Here is a 19,809-nt window from a genome sequence, read left to right as displayed (position 1 = left end):
TCCAATCGTCGTTGCCGCTGATGCAGCTTACAAAACGCCGGCGATTGCCAACTTTCTTATAGAGAATCAGGTTCTTCCAGCACTACCATACAAACGCCCAATGACAAAAGAAGGCTTTTTCAAAAAACACGAGTATGTCTATGACGAGTATTACGACTGTTATCTCTGTCCCGAAGGACAGGTTCTTAACTACCGCACAACAACGAAGAAAGGTTATCGTGAGTATGCATCAACTCCTTCTATTTGTGCCACGTGTCCGGTGCTTAGCCAATGCACGGAGAGTAAGAATCACCAAAAAAGGATCCAACGTCATATCTGGCAAGATTACTTGGATGTAGCTGAGGACTTACGACACAATCATGAAATTAAAGAAATATACGGAAAGCGTAAAGAGACGATTGAACGTGTCTTTGCCGATGCCAAAGAAAAGCATGGCATGCGCTGGACAACCTTAAAAGGTATTAAAAAATTGTCCATGCAGGCGATGCTGACTTTTGCTGCCTTAAATCTTAAGAAGTTGGCCAGTTGGACATGGAAAACGCCAACCATCGCTTAATAAGAACCAAAATGGAAAGCTGAAATGAACTTTTTCACAGATTTAACCTGAATTAATAGGAAAAGGGTTGGAAATCAAAATGATTTCCAACCCTTTTGTCTACGCTCTGAGTCTCCAATGAATAATTGGAGACTTTTAATGGTTATTTTCTTTTTTTCGCCAATTCAGCAGCAAGCTCTAATGTACGGGTTTTGTTCAATGGATATAAGAATACGAGCATTAAGAATATTACGACAAAGATGATCGCTGGCACTAACGTTGCTAATGCATGGATACCATTTAACGCACCTTCTGTTTGCACATCAAGTGTCGAATCATAGCCTACCGCAGCAATGGCAACACCACCAACACCACCGGCAATCGCTTGTCCAACTTTGCGGGCAAAAGAGTACACAGAATAAACGGTTCCATCTTCACGTAAACCAGTAATATATTCATGATAGTCGATTACGTCTGTAACAAATGCCCAAACAACTAAGTTAAAAAATGCGTATCCAAACATCGCAACTGTTAAAACAGCAATAAATTGAATGGCAGTCAGGTTCGGCAAGAAGTAAAGGATAAAATAGACAACTGCTGAAAGTAATAACCCTGCTGCTGCTAGCTCCTTCTTACCAAATTTTGCGACTAATGGTCTTACCATTGGCATTGCAATTAATACTGTTAACGTTTGCATTAATCCGACGATACTTAATGCTTTCGCGTTTCCGAAGAAATCTTTAAACAAATATACGTTAACCGCACCGATAAGCATAAAACAAACCATGAATGTGAGGGAAGAAATAAGGATCCAGATCAATGGCTTATTTTTTACAAGCCCTTTCATTGTTTTCCCCATTGCCCCTTTTTGCTTTTCCTTTACAGGTGCAATAATACGTTCTGTTGATAGTTTATAACATGCCATATAACAAGAAAGTGAAAGAATTCCGAAAATGATTGCCCCTAGCATAAAACGGTTTGCATCCGCTTTATTATCGACGAACAAAATAAGCGGTCCAAGTACGTTAATGATTAAACCTGCCAAATTGGCACCAAGTGTTCTAAAAGTAGATAAAGATGTACGTTCAACAGGATCACTCGTAATAACCGAAGCCATTGATCCGTATGGAATGTTTACTGTACTATACAATGTTCCCCATAAAATATATGTGACATATGCGTAAGCTAAGTAAAAACCATGAGACATGCCCGGAATTTTAACAAACATGAGTACACCCATAACAACAAGCGGGAAGGACATTCTGAAAATCCAAGGTTTGAATTTTCCATGCTTTCCTGGTTTTCTCGTATCAATAAAGCGCCCCCAAGTTACGTCTGCAACCGCATCCCATAAACGCGCAACTAAGAAAAGTCCACCAACGGTCGCCGCATTAATATGGAAAACATCTGTATAAAACACCATGAGAAAAGAAGCCGCTAACATAAAGAAAAAATCGTTTCCAAAATCACCGAATAAATAACCAAGCTTGTCACGCATACCAAATTTTCTATGTGTCGGATTTGAACCGTTTTGTAATACAGATTGACTCATTTTCATTCCTCCTAAATATCTAAATCAAACCACAAAACTTTACTGGTATTATTATGTTGAAATTGTTTTCAAAAGTATGGTACCCCTTACACCCCTCCTGTAATCCTTTTCAACGGTAAATAGATTTATTCATTACCAACTCGTCGAAAACACTTAATTTGTTTACTAATCAAATTAACTAATTTTAGTTTAATCCCTCAGGTTATTATTTGTCAAACATAATTTTAAAACCTTTTCAAAAAAAAATATTCCACTAATTCAAATTTTTGAATCAGTGGAATAAACTCAAAAACCGAGCCGCGACGGATACTCTTCCGACTCCCATTCTCTTCTTCGTGTCTTCTCATTTGCAGACTCAAGGTTCTCTATTAAGCTTTCAATATCAATGGCTTGTTCATAATGCCATTGAAGAGCCGCAGATGTATAGAGCTCATTTAATTGTGCGACCGAAAATCCTTCCGTCTTTTTCGCCATATATTCGATTGCAGCCTTGTCCATAAAACGATCCATTTTCTTATGAAGCAAATATTGCTCCCGTAACGCTTGAGTCGGTTTCTTAATTTCGTACGCACGATCAAATCGCCCGGCTCGATTGATTAATGCTGGATCAATTCTCTCCGGATAATTCGTCGTTCCGATTAAAAAGATTCCTTCCTTCGACGTCGCACCATCCAACGTATTTAAAAAGACCGAACGTACCGATTCAGGCATTGAATCAATATCCTCAATAACTAATACCATTGGCGCCATTTTCGCAACAATGGAGAACACTTCTTTTATCGAATAACTCGTCGTATACTCCGTGATTTGCCAATAAGCGATTGGAGCAGTAATGCTGCCTGCGATTGATTTTACAAGCGTCGTTTTCCCATTTCCTGGTTGTCCGTACAATAAAATCCCCCGTTTATATGGAATTTCATATGTTTTGAAAAATTCTCCGCTTTCATTAAAAAATTCGTCGATAGAACGGTAAATTTCCTTTTTCACCTTGTCTTCCATCAACACTTCTTCCCTGCTAATTTGTTGTGTAATCATTTCCTTCGTACGTTCTACACCATCTTCTGTATCAGTAAAAACACTAACGCTATGCTGCATCATTTCCCTTTGCCGCTCGTACACATACGTTAAAAATGACAATAAACGCTGATCATTCGCTGCGAAAATAAAATCCCGCGGGTAGTCCGCATAGCTTTGGAAAATTGGCATTTTCACAAACGCCACTTCAAAATCAGGATAATAGTAAACCGCATTATTGACCACCTTATTGATGGCAAACCCACGTTTCTCTCCACTTTGTTGAAATTGAATATTTCCTGTTTCAATCATGTCAAACACATGGAAAAGTAATTTTGCCTTATTTTCTACGACATCTTCATCCAGTACACTCCATATTTCTTCCTGACCCTCATTGTCCATATACATTTTCATCGACAAACCTGTTTCCTTACGAATAGATTGATGAACTTTGTTTAAAACAAACCCATAATCATGATAATTAGGCAAAACATTATGATCATTTTCTTCTAATTTGATAATAAAGGACATGTCTTTCAATTGATTACCCTCTTATTCTATGTTTTTCTTCTAGTTTAACCGAATTTCACGCTTTAAAGTAGTAGAAATATGACTTAAATACCATTTTTTCTTATTATTGTAAATTCGATTGACAGTTACTTTTCTATTCTTTAATATTTGATCCATATTCAAATTATTGCGAATTTATAAAAACATAGGGAGGTTGAAAGATGAAGAAGAGGGATGCAATTGATTTTGAAAAGGTAGAAAAAAGTACCCCGTTTCAGCAATTAATGGCTGCGAAGAAGACCTTTTTTGTGCCATCCATCACATTATTTGTTGGTCTGTATTTAGTGTTTCCTATTCTTATCTCGTATACAAATGTTTTGGAGAAATTCGCCATTGGCGATATTTCATGGGTCTGGATCTACGCTCTTTTCTTATTTATCATGACATGGGTTTTAGCCACTATTTACATGAAAAAATCGGCGGCGTTTGACCGTTTAGCAGAGAAGGTCTGGGAGGAAGAAGAACAGGTTGAAGGGAGAAGGGCTCGATGAATAGTACGGTCATCATTCTCTTTTTACTCATTGTAGGCATGACACTTTTGATTACATATTACGCCGCTAAAAGGACGAAAACGACAAACGAATTTTACACTGCTGGCGGAGGCTTAACTGGTTGGCAAAACGGCCTTGCGATCTCTGGGGACTATTTATCCGCGGCTTCCTTCCTAGGTATCGCAGGAGCAATCTCCTTATACGGCTTTGATGGTTTTTTATTTAGTATCGGCTACTTAGTCGCCTATTTAGTCGTCATGTTTATTGTCGCAGAACCCCTTCGAAATCTCGGAAAATATACACTTGCAGACATGATTCACGCTCGTTTCGATGCAAAGAAAATCCGAGCGGTTGCCGCACTTAACACGATTACAATCGTCATTTTTTACATGATTGCCCAACTCGTCGGCGCTGGTGCCTTAATCCAGCTATTGTTTAAAATTGATTATTGGATTGCTGTACTCATTGTAGGAGTGATGATGACCATTTACGTCATATTCGGAGGAATGACTGCTACAAGTTGGGTACAAATCATTAAAGCCGTTCTATTAATGCTTGGAACCGTCATTATTTCCTTTCTCGTTCTATCTCGTTTTCATTTTAACATTTTCGAAATGTTCACCACGATGAAATCCGCGACACCTCTAGGCGAAGCATATTTACAACCGGGTGTAAAATACACGACACCTTTAGATACGATTTCACTCATGATCGCACTTCTACTTGGAACAGCTGGACTTCCACATATATTGATGAGATTTTTTACAGTTAAGGATGCGAAAACGGCCCGTAGCTCCGTTATTTGGGCAACATGGATTGTTGGTATTTTTTACGTCATGACGATCTTTCTCGGCTTTGGTGCCGCAGCCTTTGTTGGTTCCGAAGCAATCCAAAGCAGCAACGCAGCGGGAAATATGGCTGCCCCGCTTCTTGCTCAAGTACTTGGCGGTGACGTATTAATGTCATTTGTTTCAGCGGTCGCTTTTGCCACGATTTTAGCTGTTGTTGCAGGACTCGTTTTATCTGGCGCTTCCGCCTTTGCCCATGATATTTATGGACAAATTATTAAAAAAGGAAAAGCAAAAGAAAAGGAACAAATGCGCGCGGCCAAATATGCTTCACTTGGCGTTTCCGTACTCTCAATTTTATTAGCACTTTTCGCGCAAAACTTAAACGTCGCTTTTCTCGTTTCACTCGCATTTTGTGTCGCAGCAAGTGCGAACCTTCCCGTGATTGTTTATACAATTTATTGGAAGCGCTTCAATACAACAGGTGCTATGACAGGAATGTTATCAGGGTTAATTTCTTCGATCATTCTCGTCATTCTAAGCCCAAATGTCATTTCACCCGTAGAAGGGGCCGCATTTTTTACGGGAGATCCGATCTTCCCATTGACGAACCCAGCCCTGCTTTCTGTTCCAATCGGCTTTATCGGAGCGATCATTGGTACACTTGCTTCAAGCAAACAAGATGCCAAGCAGTTTGCTGAAGTAAAGGTGAGGGCGAATACAGGATATCGCCTTTGAAACTGCCTCGATGAATGGCAAGCGGAATAAAGATTGACTATATTTCAAGGAAAAACGCTGATAACAATGTGATATCAATTTAATCAATAATTTAGCAATATAAATGACAAGTAAAAACGCTCAGACATGAGCGTTTTTACGAATTATTACTACCCTTATTGAACTTAAGCATCTGTTAGCTCAATTGCAAATGATTACAACTCCACTATTTCTCCCAAAGCTCGACCAGTCGACCATCTGGATCTTCAATCCAAATAAACTTTCCAAATTCACTAATCTCTTTTTTCTTTACAAGAGGTACACCAATATGTTCAAGATGCTTAATCGTCTCGTTTAGATTATCTACTTGGAAATTTAACATCACTTGTTGTTCTGTTGGAAAATAACTGTTATTCTCGGTAAAGAAAGAAAAGATCGTTTCATTTCCTAATTCGGGTTTTATCACAGTCCCATTCCAATTTTCTATTTCAATCTTCAACACTTCACTGTACCATTTTTTCACAGCTTCAAGATTGTTAGTTCTCCAAAATATACCTCCAAAACCTTTTATCATCTTATCAAATTCCTTTCTGTCATTAATTTTTGGCTCTGTCCTTTTTCAACAATACTGCTCCGTTAATAAAAAGGCGCCCCTGTATATTCCGGAAGCGCGCCCGTTAGTTTAATAAGAGTAGCGACGCTAATTCAACAATCGCGCACAATTGTTGAATATCATTTTTCTATTGAATAGTATCATTGTACTGCGTAGCAAAAAATCCTACTATAAAAACCTTTAACATACAAACCTTTATGACAAATATTAATTCTCTATTACTTCTTCTACTGTCATTTTTAATGACTCAGGGAACCACTTCAATCGAAATTTCTATCCCTGACAACACTCGAATTGCATTACGTCGTATTTCATTTTTCCCTCTCTCGATCACCCCTTTATCACGTTCATTAAATCTTTCAGGGTAATGCCCCCGCAAGGTCAAATACTCCATCAACTCGATAGCCCTCTAATGCTTTGATAAATTTTTCTACTGCATCATATACTAAAATCTCTCCCTCCTTATTGAACTTAGGGAGTGTAAGTGTATATATACACATAAAAAGGTATCCCTGTACCCATACTAACTTTGGGAGGTAGGTTATCTAATGAAATTCATCTGGTTGTCAGTATTATTATTGATCGGAAGTCAAAACAATCTTCCTGACAATTTAGTCGTTAGTCATGAAGGAAAAACAATTGCAAATGTTAATCGCGTTTATTTTTCAAACCCATTAATAGATATTCCGCTTATTGATCAAAAAAACTACAATGAATTTATTCAAAAACTAGATAAGACCATCTATAAACCGCCAACAAACGCTTTTCTGGATAACAATGGGAATATTGTTGCTGAAAAAGTAGGGTATAAACTGGATCATGAGGCGTTCACACGTTTGTTTTATACATATTTTTTCAATAAAGGCTCCTCTTACGTAGAAGCTCCCATGCACACAATATTTCCAGACGTGGATAGCGAACTACTCTCACATATAAGTGTAAATCGAATTGGACATTATGCTACCTATTTTAATTCAAATAACAGAGAGCGTTCTCATAATATTTTACTTGCAAGTGAAGCAATCAATAACCTCGTTGTTTTTCCTGGTGAGACCTTTTCCTTTAATAAAGTGGTTGGAAAACGAACGAGGGAAAAGGGCTATAAGCGGGCACCGGTTATCGTAAAGGGTGAATTGTCAGAGGACATTGGCGGTGGAATATGCCAAATTTCTTCAACGTTGTACAATGCAGTAGATAAAGCGGGGTTGACTATTACAGAACGATACTCCCATAGCAAACGGGTTGGCTATGTACCTTCAGGAAGAGACGCAACTGTTAGCTGGTACGGACCCGATTTCCGCTTTACGAACAAATACAACCAGCCTATATTGATTCGATCAAATGTTTACGGTGGAACCGTTAGAATATTGGTGTATTCGTCAGATGCCATTAATAATGAGCCACGAAAAATTCCTAGCGCATCGTATAAGCTTCCGGAAGAAGTACCTCTTGGATCAGAGGTGAATCAGAATCATTAAGTTTTTTCACAAAAACCGGACTAGTGAACTTGGCATGGCCGGTTTTCAGTTTGAATTTATTCTTTTTTCATCGAGTGTTGTACTTGCTTATGGTGGATATCGGTGATTTTATCGGCTTGAACTTTAATTTTAAACTGACTAAGCTAAAAACGGCCCCACCAATAGGTGAGTCCGTATTAATATATATCTTCACAAAGTCAGCTGATAATTAAGTCCATTGCTGCGTAGTATAAGTCTACTCCACAATATAAAGGTTAAGGTTACTCCACAGTCTGGTCCGATTGTTGAACACATGTTAAACAACACTGCTCCGTTAGCTTAATAACTTCAACAAAAAATGCGTTAATCCTTCTTTGATTAACGAACCCGTTTAATAAGCTTTTGTTAAAGATAATTAATTTTTAATAAACTATTTACTTGGAGTTAAGTTTAAACACCAATTATTACTTCGGATAAAATTCCCTGCTGGGTATTCGAATTCGCATTCGGAGATAAATTGGAAGCCGAGCTTACGGCAAATTGCATTTGAAGCTGGATTATTAATTGAAGGGAAAGCATGAATGTATTTATGCTTTCCCTCAGCAGCTGCCTCTTCTATTGCTAATTTGGCTGCAATTGTAGCTATTCCTCTCCCCTGATAAGATGATAAGACACTCCATCCAGTTTCGTATACACTTTCATCCTCCCAAGTAGTATGCCAGTAACCAACAGAACCAACTGGTTCTAATTTTGGTAACAAAATAATGCTGAACATACACCCCTCATTACCAAGCTCAAGATACCGTTTGTGTCGTTTCAGAATTTGCTCTTTACTCTCTGGGCCTCCAAGATGTTGCATCATTTCTGGAGCGTTTATACGAACAAGTAAATCAAGGTCATTATCCTCCCAAGGCTTTATCTGAATGATATGGTTACTTGCCTCCAAATTTTTCCCATCTCCTCCCGTAAAACTACATATCCTAATCTTTCTCCGTAAGTCACTATCTATAAATTTACTTTAACATATTTTTTAACGTATATTTAATTCTAAAAAATATGAACACCGATTTTAACAATGTCTATTTTGTATACGGATTGATACGCTAATCAATAGGTCAAATTGCTAAATCATCAATATAACGCAAAAAAAGGAAGACACGATTCATTTGTGAACTGCGTCCCCAAATCCGGTTATTTGAAACCTGTTACGCTAAAACTTCTCTTTTTAAAATATATTTATTGATGAAACAATCTAAATTTTACGTAATCCCATTCCTACAACTCATACTCCCATTCTTCTTTTAATTGCAAGTAAAGGATGAGGAGCATGTTTTCGAGCTCACGAGTGTTTTTTTGCCCGGTTTCCCAATTCAGTTTTGTGAATAATATCGTTGCGATTTGCTGGGTTAAATCTTGACGCTCATTAATCGGAAGTTGAAGAAGACGCTGGCTATATGTTTTAAGCAGCTCCCAGTCTTTCTTGTCGAGCGATTGGAGCGTCCACTCATCAACTACGAGATCGTCTTTCGATAATCCTCTTGCTTCCATTTCTTTTTCAAGTGGAGAAAGCTTTTTCCGTTTCGCTTTTCTTTCATGAACGACGATCGTGCCTGCGACGAGATCACCGATTCGTTTATGCTTTGAGTGGAAAAAAATCATAATAATTCCAAGTAAATAGCTTGTTGGCAGTGAGTCAATGATTCGCAAGAGATTCCGAATTAAGCTTGATAAAAAGGTAATGCTATGACCATTTTCTTGAATCACTCGGATTCCAATCAGGCGCTTTCCAATCGTTCGTCCTCCAGATACAAACTCAAAGACGATAAAATATCCCCAATTGATCATAAAAACAGCAATGATTGTTATCGCAAATGCGATGGAGCCGACATCAAAGTATGTAAACCAGGCAGAGTCGCCGCTCGTCAACACGACTAGCCCAATAATCAGCACGATTTGAACCGCCATTAAAATCAGTTGATCAATAATAAACGCAGCCGTTCGACTCCCTAGACCTGCAAGTTGAAATTGAAGCGAAACATATTCGGGTGTTTTGACGCCGACTTGATTTTGCTCCATATGATCCCCCTACTTTCACGTTGTTTTTCAAAGTTGTTTCTAATTGTCAAAAAAATAACTATAATAGATATCATCAAGTGATATTCAAAAAGGACTAAAAATTCGACGTGTCATTTTTATCGGACTTTTTGTACATCCTCTTAAAGTAAATTTCAAATGGGCGGTGTCTTCATGAATAGTAAGCAATTCGTTCGACTCCATCGTGAGAACTGGCAGCAACTCGAACAATTAACGACTACATTACATAAAAGAAAATCTGCTTTAACTGGCCGGCATATTGATCAATTTTATCGACTCTATCAAAAAGCGGCTCAAAATCTATCATACTCACAAACTTATTTTCCGAATGAAGATGTTACATCTTACTTAAATGGACTTGTAGCAAAATCACATAATTTATTGTATAAAGACCAAGTATCAAGCATGAAACAAGTTCGCCACTTTTTTAGTACGACGTTCATTCGATTATTTTTAGAACAATGGAAATTTATTATTATTGCGATGATCCTTTTTACCGTTGGTGCATTAGGAAGTTTTTTCGCCGTTATGAACGAACCGTTACATATGTATTCCGTCCTTCCCGGGGACATTGCTCAATCGATTGTGGAGCCGGAAAAAATTGGAGAAAACGACGGAAAGGTTGATTCGGCAACGATGTCAGCATCGATCATGACGAATAATATTCAAGTCGCCTTTTTAGCGTTTGCTAGTGGTATTACATTCGGCTTGCTAACGGTTTATGTATTAATCTATAACGGCATTATTGTTGGTGCGCTTGCTGCCTTGTTTTGGCACTACGGAAAATCATACGAATTTTGGGCCTATATTGTTCCCCACGGAATGGTCGAGCTTACAGCCATCTTTATCGCTGGCGGAGCAGGTTTATTAATGGGCTATAAGCTCTTTGTACCTGGGGAATTTTCACGGGGATATCAGCTAAAAGTTCACGCAAAGCGTTCTGTTCAACTATTGCTTGGAACCCTTCCATTATTCATTATTGCTGGAATCATTGAAGGCTTCATCACTCCGGCCGCTATTTCATTGGAAGCAAAATACATCGTCGCTTTTCTAACGGTCATCGGGCTTATTCTTTATATTGTGATTGGAAAGTTATTGCTTTCTAATAAAAGTTCAAAAGGAGGATGAAAAGGACCGAGAAGTTCGAGGCGGCGCAAAAGCAAGCCATCGAAGAAATTCGATGTGTCATTTTCACCGGACTTTTGAACATCCAGCTAGATCAAATTCCGATTCATAATATCAATGTAATGAGATACAGCGGCCGTTGCCAGCGACTCTTCTCGGGCCTCGATCATTAAGAGGCCTTGTCTTTCCCATTTTAACTTCTCCCTTTTTTTCAACAGCATTTGTTGTTGCGCAATGCTTTTCACCATTGTGTTTTGAACGCTCTCAGGCTTCTCCTTTATTCTCTTAACGATCGTCACATCTTCAATTCCAATCATGAAAAATAAATGCCTTTGTCTTAAGCGCAATAAATACGTCAAGGCGCTTTCTTCATGAAGAAATGTGCGGACATCACTGAACAATAGAAGCAAGCTGCGTTTCTTTTGCTTTATTTCCAAAAACGAGAGCACCGCCGCATAATTGGATTCGACCGGATCGACCTCAAGATCATAGATCGCACGGATAATCGTTTGGAGGTGGGCCATTCCTTTTGCCGATGGGACAAACATTTTTACCTCTTTTGAAAAGGCAAGAACAGACACATAATCTCCTTTTTGAAGAGCGGCAGCAGCAACGGTTAGTGCAGCTTCTAACACTTTTTCGAGACGATTTCCTTTCGTTAGCTCGGCTCCCATCATTCTTCCGCAGTCTATTAAAATTGTAATATGCTTTCCATGCTCAGGTTCATATTCATTCGTCATGACTTCGCGCAGCTTTGCTGTTTGCCTCCAGTTAATCATTCTCGGGTCATCGCCGACGACATAACTTCTAATTTGGGAGAAATCACCGACTCCTCTTTGTTGCTTGCGAATTTTCAATCCTTCGTACAATAAAAATTTCTGTGCGTTCTCTAAATATTGCTTCGTATCCGTTAAATCAGGGATGACTTTCACTTGTTGATCCCATTCAATCGTCATTTGCTTCTCCCATAAACCTGCGAAGCTTTTATAACGAAAATAGAGCTTATTCATGGCGTATTTTCCTCTAATTGATGCGCTTGTTTCGTAGGTTACTTTCGTCGCTGACTGTTTAAAAGCCGTTCCTTTCCAAGGAAATGGCCGCTGAAAGGACGGTGGCAGACCATCAATAAAAGAGTATGCAATCGAATATGTCGATCTATTGTTTACTTCTACCTCAACCGTATATAGCAATCCTCTTTCCATTTCTTCTGGCAGGATTCGTTGAAAGGTCAATTGATGTTTTCTTGGTGAAAAAAACAAGTCAATGAAACTAGCGAGAAAGATAATTATATTCATAGAAAAAATATAGACCCACGAAATTTCGGATACAGCACCAATACTAATAAGCAAAAGAGATGTAATGAGGAAAACGATCAGCAATCGTTTCGTTGGCAGTACGCCCCTACCTTGGAACAGGAACCGACCCCACAAGTTCTTCAATGACTTGGTCAACGGCTGTTCCCTCCAATTCTATATGTGGAGATAATTGAATCCGATGTCTTAACGAAGGCTTTGCCACCATTTTCACATCATCTGGCGTTACATAGTCACGACCAGCTAAATAAGCCCATGCTTGAGCCGATTTTCCAATCGAAATGCCTGCCCTTGTGCTTGCACCGAAACGAATTGAATCGGTCTCTCGCGTTTTCCGAACGATTTTCATTATATAATCGAGTACACCTTCTCCAACCGTTACACGCTCAATTTCCTTTCTGATCGCCAAAAACGTATCCATATCAAGGATTGAAGAAACAGATCCTTCATCATAATGATTTCCAATCACTTGCTGCAATACATTTTTCTCTTCTTCAAAAGATGGGAAATCAATGTGAAGTTTAAATAAAAAGCGGTCCTGTTGGGCTTCTGGTAGCGGATAGGTCCCTTCAAATTCGATCGGGTTTTGTGTTGCGACAACAAAAAAGATAGATGATAATGAATAAGTTTGCCCTTGGATCGTCACTTGCTTTTCTTCCATTGCTTCCAAAAGGGCAGCTTGTGTTTTCGCCGGTGTCCGGTTAATTTCATCTGCTAATAAAATATTCGTAAAGATTGGACCTTTTAACGTATCGAATGTCCCTTCCTTCATGTTATAAATCATGCTTCCTGTAATATCACTCGGCAATAAGTCTGGTGTGAATTGGATGCGGTTGAAGCTCCCGCCAAGCAAACGTGCGAGTGTCCGGACCATCTGCGTTTTCCCCGTTCCCGGAACACCTTCTAACAGCACGTGACCACCCGCTAAAACCGCAGAGAGCAATAGTTTTAAATTTGTCGTTTGCCCTAATATGCGTTCTTCATATTTTTCCAATAACGAAGCAATTTCCGTCCTCATCCTTCTTCGACCTCTCTTCTCATTCGATCAATCTTTTTCGACCATAATAAGTATTCTTGTTTGCTTACTTTTTCCTTATTTAAAATGACTGTTAACTCTTTTAGAAAAGCTTCAATTTCAGCGGCTGGCACTGTCGGCATTTTCCTTTTCAATGAGTCCGCAAGCTCCAACCAATTGCGTTGATATGGAATACGCCAACGCTCTTGCATGAATCGTTTTAAATAGTCGGCTTGGATAACGAGCGATTCATGATAGCGCCTCCCCCTTATATACCAGGCAGAGATTGCTTTGATCCCTTCATCACTAAAGCGCACCGTATCCTCCCTCGGCGGATTAAAAATAGGACCGAATCTTTTGCCTTTTGCCCAAAGAAAGAGAATTGTCAATAGCCCAGCTTGAAGCATACATAGTAGAAACCACATTGGGTACACTGCCAGACCAGCTGCAGCTCCCTTTGCTCCGTGTATGTATTCATCAAATAAAATGTTCGTTGCTTCCCCTTCATTCATAAGCGATAAAATGAGCGGAAGATGATCCTCTTCTAAAATATTTTCATTCGTTAACCATTCTGGAGTCGTTGCTACGATTAGCTTTCCTTCACCAATTGATCGTGAAAACGCAATGGTGCCTTCATCGTCAGACAGTAACACATCGTCTGCTTCGTATGACAGAAGACGAACATTTGAAAGCATTTCAGCGAGGTATTCTTCACCCTTTTGATCATATACAGTCCCTTCGTCAACTGGAGCAACGAACTCCACTGATAGATCGAACATCCCCTTCGGATTATTTTTCAATAATAAAATCGTATTGCCCGCCTCCATGAAATCGATATAAGCATCCATTTCATCACGGTCAGGCGTAAAATACGGTTCAACCATAATTAACGTTTGCGTTCCGAAATTTTTCGGTAAACGTGTCGGCGAATGCGGCCATCTTTCTACCGCCTCATGATTGTTTTTTACATATGTATAAAATGCTTTGATCCCCGTAGGTGAAGGGGATTCGGAAACATAGACTGGATACTCCCTTGGCTTGCCTGACTCGATAAAATAACTTGAAATGACTACGATGATCAGTGGAATGATAAGCCATATCCACGTTTTTATAGTTGCTCGTTTCTGCAATCTGCTTCCGACCCCCTTATGCCTCTTCTAGCCATTTCATCGCCTTTATGCGGAACTGAATATATTCTTCTTCGAGTACACTTTTCTCTCCATATGTCACTTCGTCAAATATAAGGGCAAGATCGTGAAACTCGTTCGCCCATTTTTGGTTCACCTTTTTCAATTCCTGATAATACTCTCCATTCGTTTTCCATACCCTAGCGATTAGCCATTGTTTTTCATGAAAATAAAGGAGCAGCGCTAAAAAAAGATGGCGAATGGCGAGCGAGTATTCTGCCAACTCTTCCCGCCTTTTCGCCTCCTCAAGATGCATTGGAAATGACCAATCGATTTCCCGCATCGACTGAAACGGTGATTGCTCTCGATATTTCATTCGTCTTCCACTATAACGGACGAGCAAAAATACGACGACGGCTATAAGTATAAGGACAGCAATGATGATTATCACAAGTAATGGTCCCGCTGCTGCACTCGCCGCCTCAAACGACGGAAATAATTTCGCAAGCTGATCGGCAATCCAATCTTTTGCCTTTTCCCACCAAGACTCCACTTTCGAAGCGTTATATGCCGTATATTCCTTACCCTGTAAGATGTTTTCTAACTCATCCCTTGCCTTTTCTACATTTATCATAGATTCTCACCTTTAAGGTTCATTATGATGTCGGGTTGTAATTATCAATCATGTCCTTTAGATCGTCTGCATCATGACGGATTTTCAAATCAAAATACATCACCGCAAATCCGACAGAGAAAATCAACGTCGTAAAAATCGTTGCAAGATTAATAATGATCGATAATAAGACACTATTTCCTAATGCTAAGCCAAACGTAAACTCCAATGCCAAACTAATACAAGATATGATTAAGAAAAAGATAATATAAAGCCCCATCATCGCCCAAGCTCTGCCTCGTGTAAGTGTCCAGCTTCTTGAAAACCCCGGCGATTCTTCTTGAAGCACAACCGAACCAAAGTAAAAACTCCAGCGCGTTAATAAATAGCCAATTCCGACAGCAAAACCTAGAAATAAAATGATAGCAAAGATAATTCCTGCAATTGGCATTGCAATCGCACCAATGACTCCGGCAATTGTAATTACAAAAATAGGAACAATTACTAAACCGATAATAATTAAACTAAATAAAATACTGCTGCCGATAATTGGCCAGTAACGGGAAAAGGCCTGCCTAATAACCGATCCAATTGTAAAATCCTCATTTTTTCTTAAATGATTTACTGCTAGTAAAATCGCCGCCGAGCCGATTGGAAAGATGAATATACTTAGGAATCCTACGAAACCAACGCCGACTTCGCTTGCGATATTTCCTGTATCTTCTAAACCTGTAATCATGCTTTCAAACCACGTATCCCCAGCACCTACTTGTCTGAAAAAACTTGTTCCAGTTCCAAGTCTAATCAATGCTTCCAGTGCATAAAACGGCCCCATAAAAATAAGTAAAATCGTAAAAAAGTCTTTAAAACGATTTTTACTCAAACTAAATGTGAGATCGAGTATTTCACCGAACCCTTTTGGTCTATTAAACTTTGTATTCATTTATTATTCCTCCCCAAGCCATTTTAACATTATTCTGACATAAAATAAGGTTTATTTTTACAAAAAGAGACAATGATAAACTCTCATGGAAAACTCATACAATTTTAATCTAGCTCATACGGCACTCTCAGATAATAAGGGTACCATAAAGTCATCGAGTAAAGGAGATGACATAATGCCCATTGAAATTTTCAGAAGGAGAGAGCAAAAGTACTTAATTACGCTGGATCAATATACCGAACTCGTTAAGCAATTATTGCCTCATATGCGCCCAGACCGTTATGGTGCCGACGGTAAGTATACGGTGACGAGTCTGTACTTTGAAAGCCCAGATAAAAAGATCTACTTTGAAACGAAGAATAAGTATAAATTTCGTCAAAAATTACGGCTACGTATATACGATGACACCGATATTAACGGAACGGCATTTTTCGAAGTTAAACAGAAACATAAAAAAGTAGTAAATAAGAGAAGATTGCGTATGCCATTGGCGGAAGCCTATGATTACTTATTTGAAAAGCCCCGGATGTCTCTTGACGAGTATGACACATCGAACACTCAAGTTTTACGGGAAATTGATCATTTTAAACAATTGTATGAACTGTCCCCCGAGATGGTTGTCAGCTATGACCGGCACGCACTACATCATCTAGATGATCCTGATCTACGCATCACCTTTGATTTAAATCTGCGTTGCCGCAACAACGACTTAGCCATTGAACACGGACCCTTTGGCAAAAATTTTATTGATCCAAATTTAGTCGTTCTCGAAGTAAAGGTAAGTGATAGTGTGCCATTATGGTTAACTCGTATTTTACAAGATTTGCAATGTGAACAAAGAAGCGCCTCAAAGTTTTGCACTAGTTTAGAGCTGCTAAAAAGCGAAGAGCTTCCGAGTGGAATAACTCAAGAGCCGATATTATTAGGAGGAGTTTAAGATGGATATATTACAAGGTATTTTTTCAACAAAAGGTGTCGTTGGCGAAGCGAGCATATGGATGAGCATCATAGCGATGGCCCTTGCATTAGTTCTTAGTTTAGTCATTACAAAAGTCTATCAAGCTACGTTTACAGGTGAACGATATTCACAAGCATTCGTCCATACGATTATTATGATGAGTGTGATTGTGTCTGTCGTCATGAATGTCGTCAGCGGAAACGCAGGTGTCGCCTTCGGATTATTTGCCGTCTTTTCATTGATCCGCTTCCGCAGTGCTGTGACAGATGCGAAGGATATTGCTTATATCTTTTTTGGTCTTTGTGTAGGAATGACGAGCGGTTTGTTTCAGTTTGGATTGGCGATTGTTTTAACCGTATTTGCTAGTCTCATTTTTTACTTGCTTTATAAATTTGAATACGGAAAAGGCAAGGACACGCAGATTTTAAAGGTAACCATTCCAGAAAACTTAAATCATGAATATTTGTTAGATGATATCTTTTTGCAGTATACAGAAAGTCATTCACTAAGACAGGTGGAAACGACAAACCTTGGCACGATGATTTTATATACGTATGCCATTCGCAGTAAAAATAATACAAATGATAAGGAATTGCTTGACCGCATTCGCGAGAAGAACGCGAATTTAAAAGTATCAATCACTTATTTGGAGAGTGCCGAATAAGGAAAATAAGCCAATGTAAATGGAGAACATTGGCTTATTTTTTCTTTGGAAAAAGGAAATAAGATACCGTAATAAGCGCGTCAATCACGAGAACAAGCGTCCAAACCCCCGTCACTTTTCCGATGAATGGATGATCAAACCATCCATTTTTTATGACATTTTCGATCATATCCCCTGTACCGTTTCCATTTGTAATTTCGTTGATCGCTCTGATTTTATAAAAGAAACTAAAAATGATAATGACACCGACGTATAAAAGAAGATGGAGAGCGAATTCTTTTCCTTGTTTAAGCGCATAAGCCATACCATAAAGTTTTTCTGTTATATCCGTTTCGTCAAGTGGCTCTCCTTTCCATTTTTTAATCGTTCTCTTCATCCAACGATCCAATTTCTTCATATCACTTCTTCCAAAAGTAAGCGCATAAAGCAAAAATATAATAATGATGATTTGGAAAGTAGCAAATTCCCCTGTTCTTCGATAATCTAATACCCCGATCGTAAAGAGCCATAGATCGCTAAAAATCCAAATAAGAATGAAATATTTACTTAAGCTTTCTAAGCGAAACAAATATCTTAATGAAATAAAGCCGATAATACTTCCCCAAAATAGCACTTCACCCATGATGAAAAATAACCATTTATGATCTAAAATCCACTCAATCAAATTAATCCCGCCCCTCTCTTTGCTCATAAATCGCAAACGCCTCATCCAAAAAGCGTAAGAGCTTTTCTTCGAGTGGATACCAGCCAAGCTGCTCCGATTTTTCGGGAGATTTTCGCACCTCCCATATTTGGTTGACCATTTCTTCATTGTCTCCATATAGCGCATTTATTTTTAATGTCATTTTTCCGACTATTTCCTGGACCTCTTTTGAACTAGGCGATTGATTTGATAATCTCTTTAATTGGCTGATCATGTCAATCCATTCTTTTGTATCTTCATCTGGTCTATTCATATTGGGTAAGTTTTCCATTACCTTCTTCGCATTTCCGCCGAACCATTGCTTATAAAGTTGTTTTGCTTTTGTATGGTTTTCTTGATGATGCTGAATCATGTTTAAGATTAACTGCCAATCTAATTTTCCTTCCAGCGAGTATGAATGAATGAGTCCAATAAGTTCATTTTCCATTATTGCTAACTGTTCCCGTTCCGCCCGGATAAATCGCAATTGATTTTCCAAATGGAGGAGAGGATCGATACTGTTTGTTTCAAGCAAAGGCTTTATTTCCTTTAATGTAAAACCGATTCTTTGTAAAAATTGAATTTGCTGCAATTTAAATAGATCTGTTTCTTCATATAGCCGATGACCACCTTCCGTTGCTCCCGTTGGTTTAAGCAAATCGATCGCATCATAATACCGAAGCGTTCGGGTCGTGACATTCGCTTGCTTAGATAATTGTTGAATCGAAATCATATGTAATCCCCCTTTATTTACAGTATACAAGTTGACGCTACGTCAACTTCAACTATTTTAATTAAAAATAAAACAGGGATTAGGAGATCAAAGTTGAAAATATACTTTAAAGATAAAGTCGGAAAGTGAGGAGAGAATATGCATGAGCAAGCTTGTCAACGTCCAGTCAACATGATTAAAGTGAATGGGGAAGGGAAAATATCGATCCAACCAGATGTAGCGGAAGTGACATTAGGTGTGGCAACAGAAGAGCCCTCTTTAGAACAGGCCCAAGGTAAAAACGCAGCTACCATGGCAACGATTAAACATGCCCTTCACAGGATTGGTATTCAGGACGAACAAATACAGACCACCAATTATTCGATTTATCCGCAATACGATTTTGTTGACGGCAAGCAAATATTTAGAGGCTATCGAGTCGAACATATGCTGCGCATTACGGTAAAACAAATTGACCGTACAGGCTTGGTTGTTGATACGGCTGTTAACAATGGGGCGAATATCGTTTCTGGGACCAGCTTTAATACGTCACACTATAACTATTACTATCAACATGCATTATCTTCAGCTATCATCAACGCAAGCCAAAAAGCGGAGACGATTGCCCAAACACTCGGTATTCAGCTCGTGAAGCCGCCATCGTCTGTAACGGAACTTTCCCGGCAACAGTCAGGACCGATTCCATATCAAGCAACTGCACTTCTCAAAAGTGAAGCGGCGACGTCGGTCGAACCGGGAACGATGGAAATTATTAGCCATGTGGTAGTGGAATTTACGTATTAAAAGTGCCAGGTCCCGTGTCGGG

General features: G+C 39.0%; 21 protein-coding genes. 8 read left to right on the top strand and 13 right to left on the bottom strand.

The annotated features are described in order from the left end of the window. A partial coding sequence (locus tag KHA95_RS22915; RefSeq protein WP_249316719.1) for a transposase occupies positions 1-556 on the top strand: 556 nt, incomplete at its 5' end. Between the two features lie 142 nt (positions 557-698). Here the strand turns inward: KHA95_RS22915 and KHA95_RS08135 are convergent. Beyond that, a complete protein-coding gene (locus KHA95_RS08135) occupies positions 699-2,087 on the bottom strand; it encodes an MFS transporter (RefSeq protein ID WP_213137013.1) in 1,389 nt (462 codons plus the stop codon). A 285-nt stretch (positions 2,088-2,372) separates the two neighbouring features. Continuing rightward, the gene (locus KHA95_RS08130; RefSeq protein ID WP_213137505.1) at positions 2,373-3,632 is read right to left on the bottom strand and encodes an AAA family ATPase; all 1,260 of its coding nucleotides are present in this window, start codon (positions 3,630-3,632) and stop codon (positions 2,373-2,375) included. A 200-nt stretch (positions 3,633-3,832) separates the two neighbouring features. Here KHA95_RS08130 and KHA95_RS08125 point away from each other — a divergent pair, with 200 nt between their 5' ends. Both KHA95_RS08125 and KHA95_RS08120 read left to right on the top strand, forming a co-directional pair. Beyond that, positions 3,833-4,162 (top strand): DUF485 domain-containing protein, encoded by a 330-nt coding sequence (locus tag KHA95_RS08125; protein WP_213137012.1) that lies wholly within the window; start codon positions 3,833-3,835, stop codon positions 4,160-4,162. Then, positions 4,159-5,688 (top strand): solute symporter family protein, encoded by a 1,530-nt coding sequence (locus KHA95_RS08120; RefSeq protein ID WP_213137011.1) that lies wholly within the window; start codon positions 4,159-4,161, stop codon positions 5,686-5,688. The genes KHA95_RS08125 and KHA95_RS08120 overlap by 4 nt, the downstream gene beginning before the upstream one ends. A 205-nt stretch (positions 5,689-5,893) precedes the next feature. On the opposite strand, the gene KHA95_RS08115 is transcribed toward KHA95_RS08120, so the two are convergent. Together KHA95_RS08115 and KHA95_RS08110 are read right to left on the bottom strand one after the other, a co-directional pair. After that, positions 5,894-6,241 (bottom strand): VOC family protein, encoded by a 348-nt coding sequence (locus tag KHA95_RS08115; RefSeq protein WP_213137010.1) that lies wholly within the window; start codon positions 6,239-6,241, stop codon positions 5,894-5,896. 286 nt (positions 6,242-6,527) lie between these two features. Continuing rightward, complete coding sequence (locus tag KHA95_RS08110; protein WP_213137009.1) at positions 6,528-6,677, bottom strand: hypothetical protein; 150 nt, start codon at positions 6,675-6,677, stop codon at positions 6,528-6,530. A gap of 151 nt (positions 6,678-6,828) precedes the next feature. Between KHA95_RS08110 and KHA95_RS08105 the strand changes: the two genes are divergently transcribed. Further along, complete coding sequence (locus KHA95_RS08105; protein ID WP_213137008.1) at positions 6,829-7,758, top strand: VanW family protein; 930 nt, start codon at positions 6,829-6,831, stop codon at positions 7,756-7,758. A gap of 409 nt (positions 7,759-8,167) precedes the next feature. Here KHA95_RS08105 and KHA95_RS08100 read toward each other — a convergent pair whose 3' ends face one another. Continuing rightward, positions 8,168-8,683 carry a GNAT family N-acetyltransferase gene (locus KHA95_RS08100; protein WP_213137007.1) on the bottom strand — a complete coding sequence of 172 codons (516 nt, stop codon included), beginning with the start codon at positions 8,681-8,683 and terminating at the stop codon, positions 8,168-8,170. A gap of 329 nt (positions 8,684-9,012) precedes the next feature. Further along, positions 9,013-9,813: an RDD family protein gene (locus tag KHA95_RS08095; RefSeq protein WP_213137006.1), complete on the bottom strand. Its 801-nt coding sequence runs from the start codon at positions 9,811-9,813 to the stop codon at positions 9,013-9,015. 171 nt (positions 9,814-9,984) lie between these two features. Here KHA95_RS08095 and KHA95_RS08090 point away from each other — a divergent pair, with 171 nt between their 5' ends. Beyond that, complete coding sequence (locus tag KHA95_RS08090; RefSeq protein ID WP_213137005.1) at positions 9,985-10,959, top strand: stage II sporulation protein M; 975 nt, start codon at positions 9,985-9,987, stop codon at positions 10,957-10,959. 86 nt (positions 10,960-11,045) lie between these two features. Here KHA95_RS08090 and KHA95_RS08085 read toward each other — a convergent pair whose 3' ends face one another. From KHA95_RS08085 to KHA95_RS08065, 5 genes are read right to left on the bottom strand one after another with little or no spacing between them, the layout of a single operon-like run. Next, the gene (locus KHA95_RS08085; protein ID WP_249316717.1) at positions 11,046-12,407 is read right to left on the bottom strand and encodes a DUF58 domain-containing protein; all 1,362 of its coding nucleotides are present in this window, start codon (positions 12,405-12,407) and stop codon (positions 11,046-11,048) included. Then, positions 12,358-13,287: an AAA family ATPase gene (locus KHA95_RS08080; RefSeq protein ID WP_213137004.1), complete on the bottom strand. Its 930-nt coding sequence runs from the start codon at positions 13,285-13,287 to the stop codon at positions 12,358-12,360. The genes KHA95_RS08085 and KHA95_RS08080 overlap by 50 nt, the downstream gene beginning before the upstream one ends. Further along, a complete protein-coding gene (locus KHA95_RS08075; protein ID WP_213137003.1) occupies positions 13,284-14,414 on the bottom strand; it encodes a DUF4350 domain-containing protein in 1,131 nt (376 codons plus the stop codon). The genes KHA95_RS08080 and KHA95_RS08075 overlap by 4 nt, the downstream gene beginning before the upstream one ends. A 16-nt stretch (positions 14,415-14,430) precedes the next feature. After that, entirely contained in the window at positions 14,431-15,045 is a 615-nt protein-coding gene (locus KHA95_RS08070; RefSeq protein WP_213137002.1) for a DUF4129 domain-containing protein, read from the bottom strand. A gap of 22 nt (positions 15,046-15,067) precedes the next feature. After that, entirely contained in the window at positions 15,068-15,967 is a 900-nt protein-coding gene (locus KHA95_RS08065; RefSeq protein WP_213137001.1) for a DUF7847 domain-containing protein, read from the bottom strand. Positions 15,968-16,142: 175 nt separating this feature from the next. On the opposite strand from KHA95_RS08065, the gene KHA95_RS08060 reads away from it, so the two are divergent. Both KHA95_RS08060 and KHA95_RS08055 read left to right on the top strand, forming a co-directional pair. Continuing rightward, positions 16,143-16,904 (top strand): polyphosphate polymerase domain-containing protein, encoded by a 762-nt coding sequence (locus tag KHA95_RS08060; RefSeq protein ID WP_213137000.1) that lies wholly within the window; start codon positions 16,143-16,145, stop codon positions 16,902-16,904. Position 16,905: 1 nt separating this feature from the next. Continuing rightward, a complete protein-coding gene (locus tag KHA95_RS08055) occupies positions 16,906-17,589 on the top strand; it encodes a DUF4956 domain-containing protein (protein ID WP_213136999.1) in 684 nt (227 codons plus the stop codon). A 34-nt stretch (positions 17,590-17,623) separates the two neighbouring features. Here KHA95_RS08055 and KHA95_RS08050 read toward each other — a convergent pair whose 3' ends face one another. Continuing rightward, positions 17,624-18,280: a hypothetical protein gene (locus KHA95_RS08050; RefSeq protein WP_213136998.1), complete on the bottom strand. Its 657-nt coding sequence runs from the start codon at positions 18,278-18,280 to the stop codon at positions 17,624-17,626. Beyond that, positions 18,255-19,004 carry a MerR family transcriptional regulator gene (locus KHA95_RS08045; protein WP_213136997.1) on the bottom strand — a complete coding sequence of 250 codons (750 nt, stop codon included), beginning with the start codon at positions 19,002-19,004 and terminating at the stop codon, positions 18,255-18,257. The genes KHA95_RS08050 and KHA95_RS08045 overlap by 26 nt, the downstream gene beginning before the upstream one ends. Positions 19,005-19,142: 138 nt before the next feature. Between KHA95_RS08045 and KHA95_RS08040 the strand changes: the two genes are divergently transcribed. Then, on the top strand, positions 19,143-19,787 hold the full coding sequence (locus KHA95_RS08040) for an SIMPL domain-containing protein (protein WP_213136996.1): 645 nt from the start codon (positions 19,143-19,145) through the stop codon (positions 19,785-19,787). Positions 19,788-19,809: the final 22 nt, after the last annotated feature.

The sequence above is a fragment of the Bacillus sp. FJAT-50079 genome, assembly GCF_018343515.1.
Lineage (GTDB): Bacteria > Bacillota > Bacilli > Bacillales > Bacillaceae_C > Lederbergia.
This window is presented reverse-complemented; position numbering and strand designations above follow the sequence as displayed.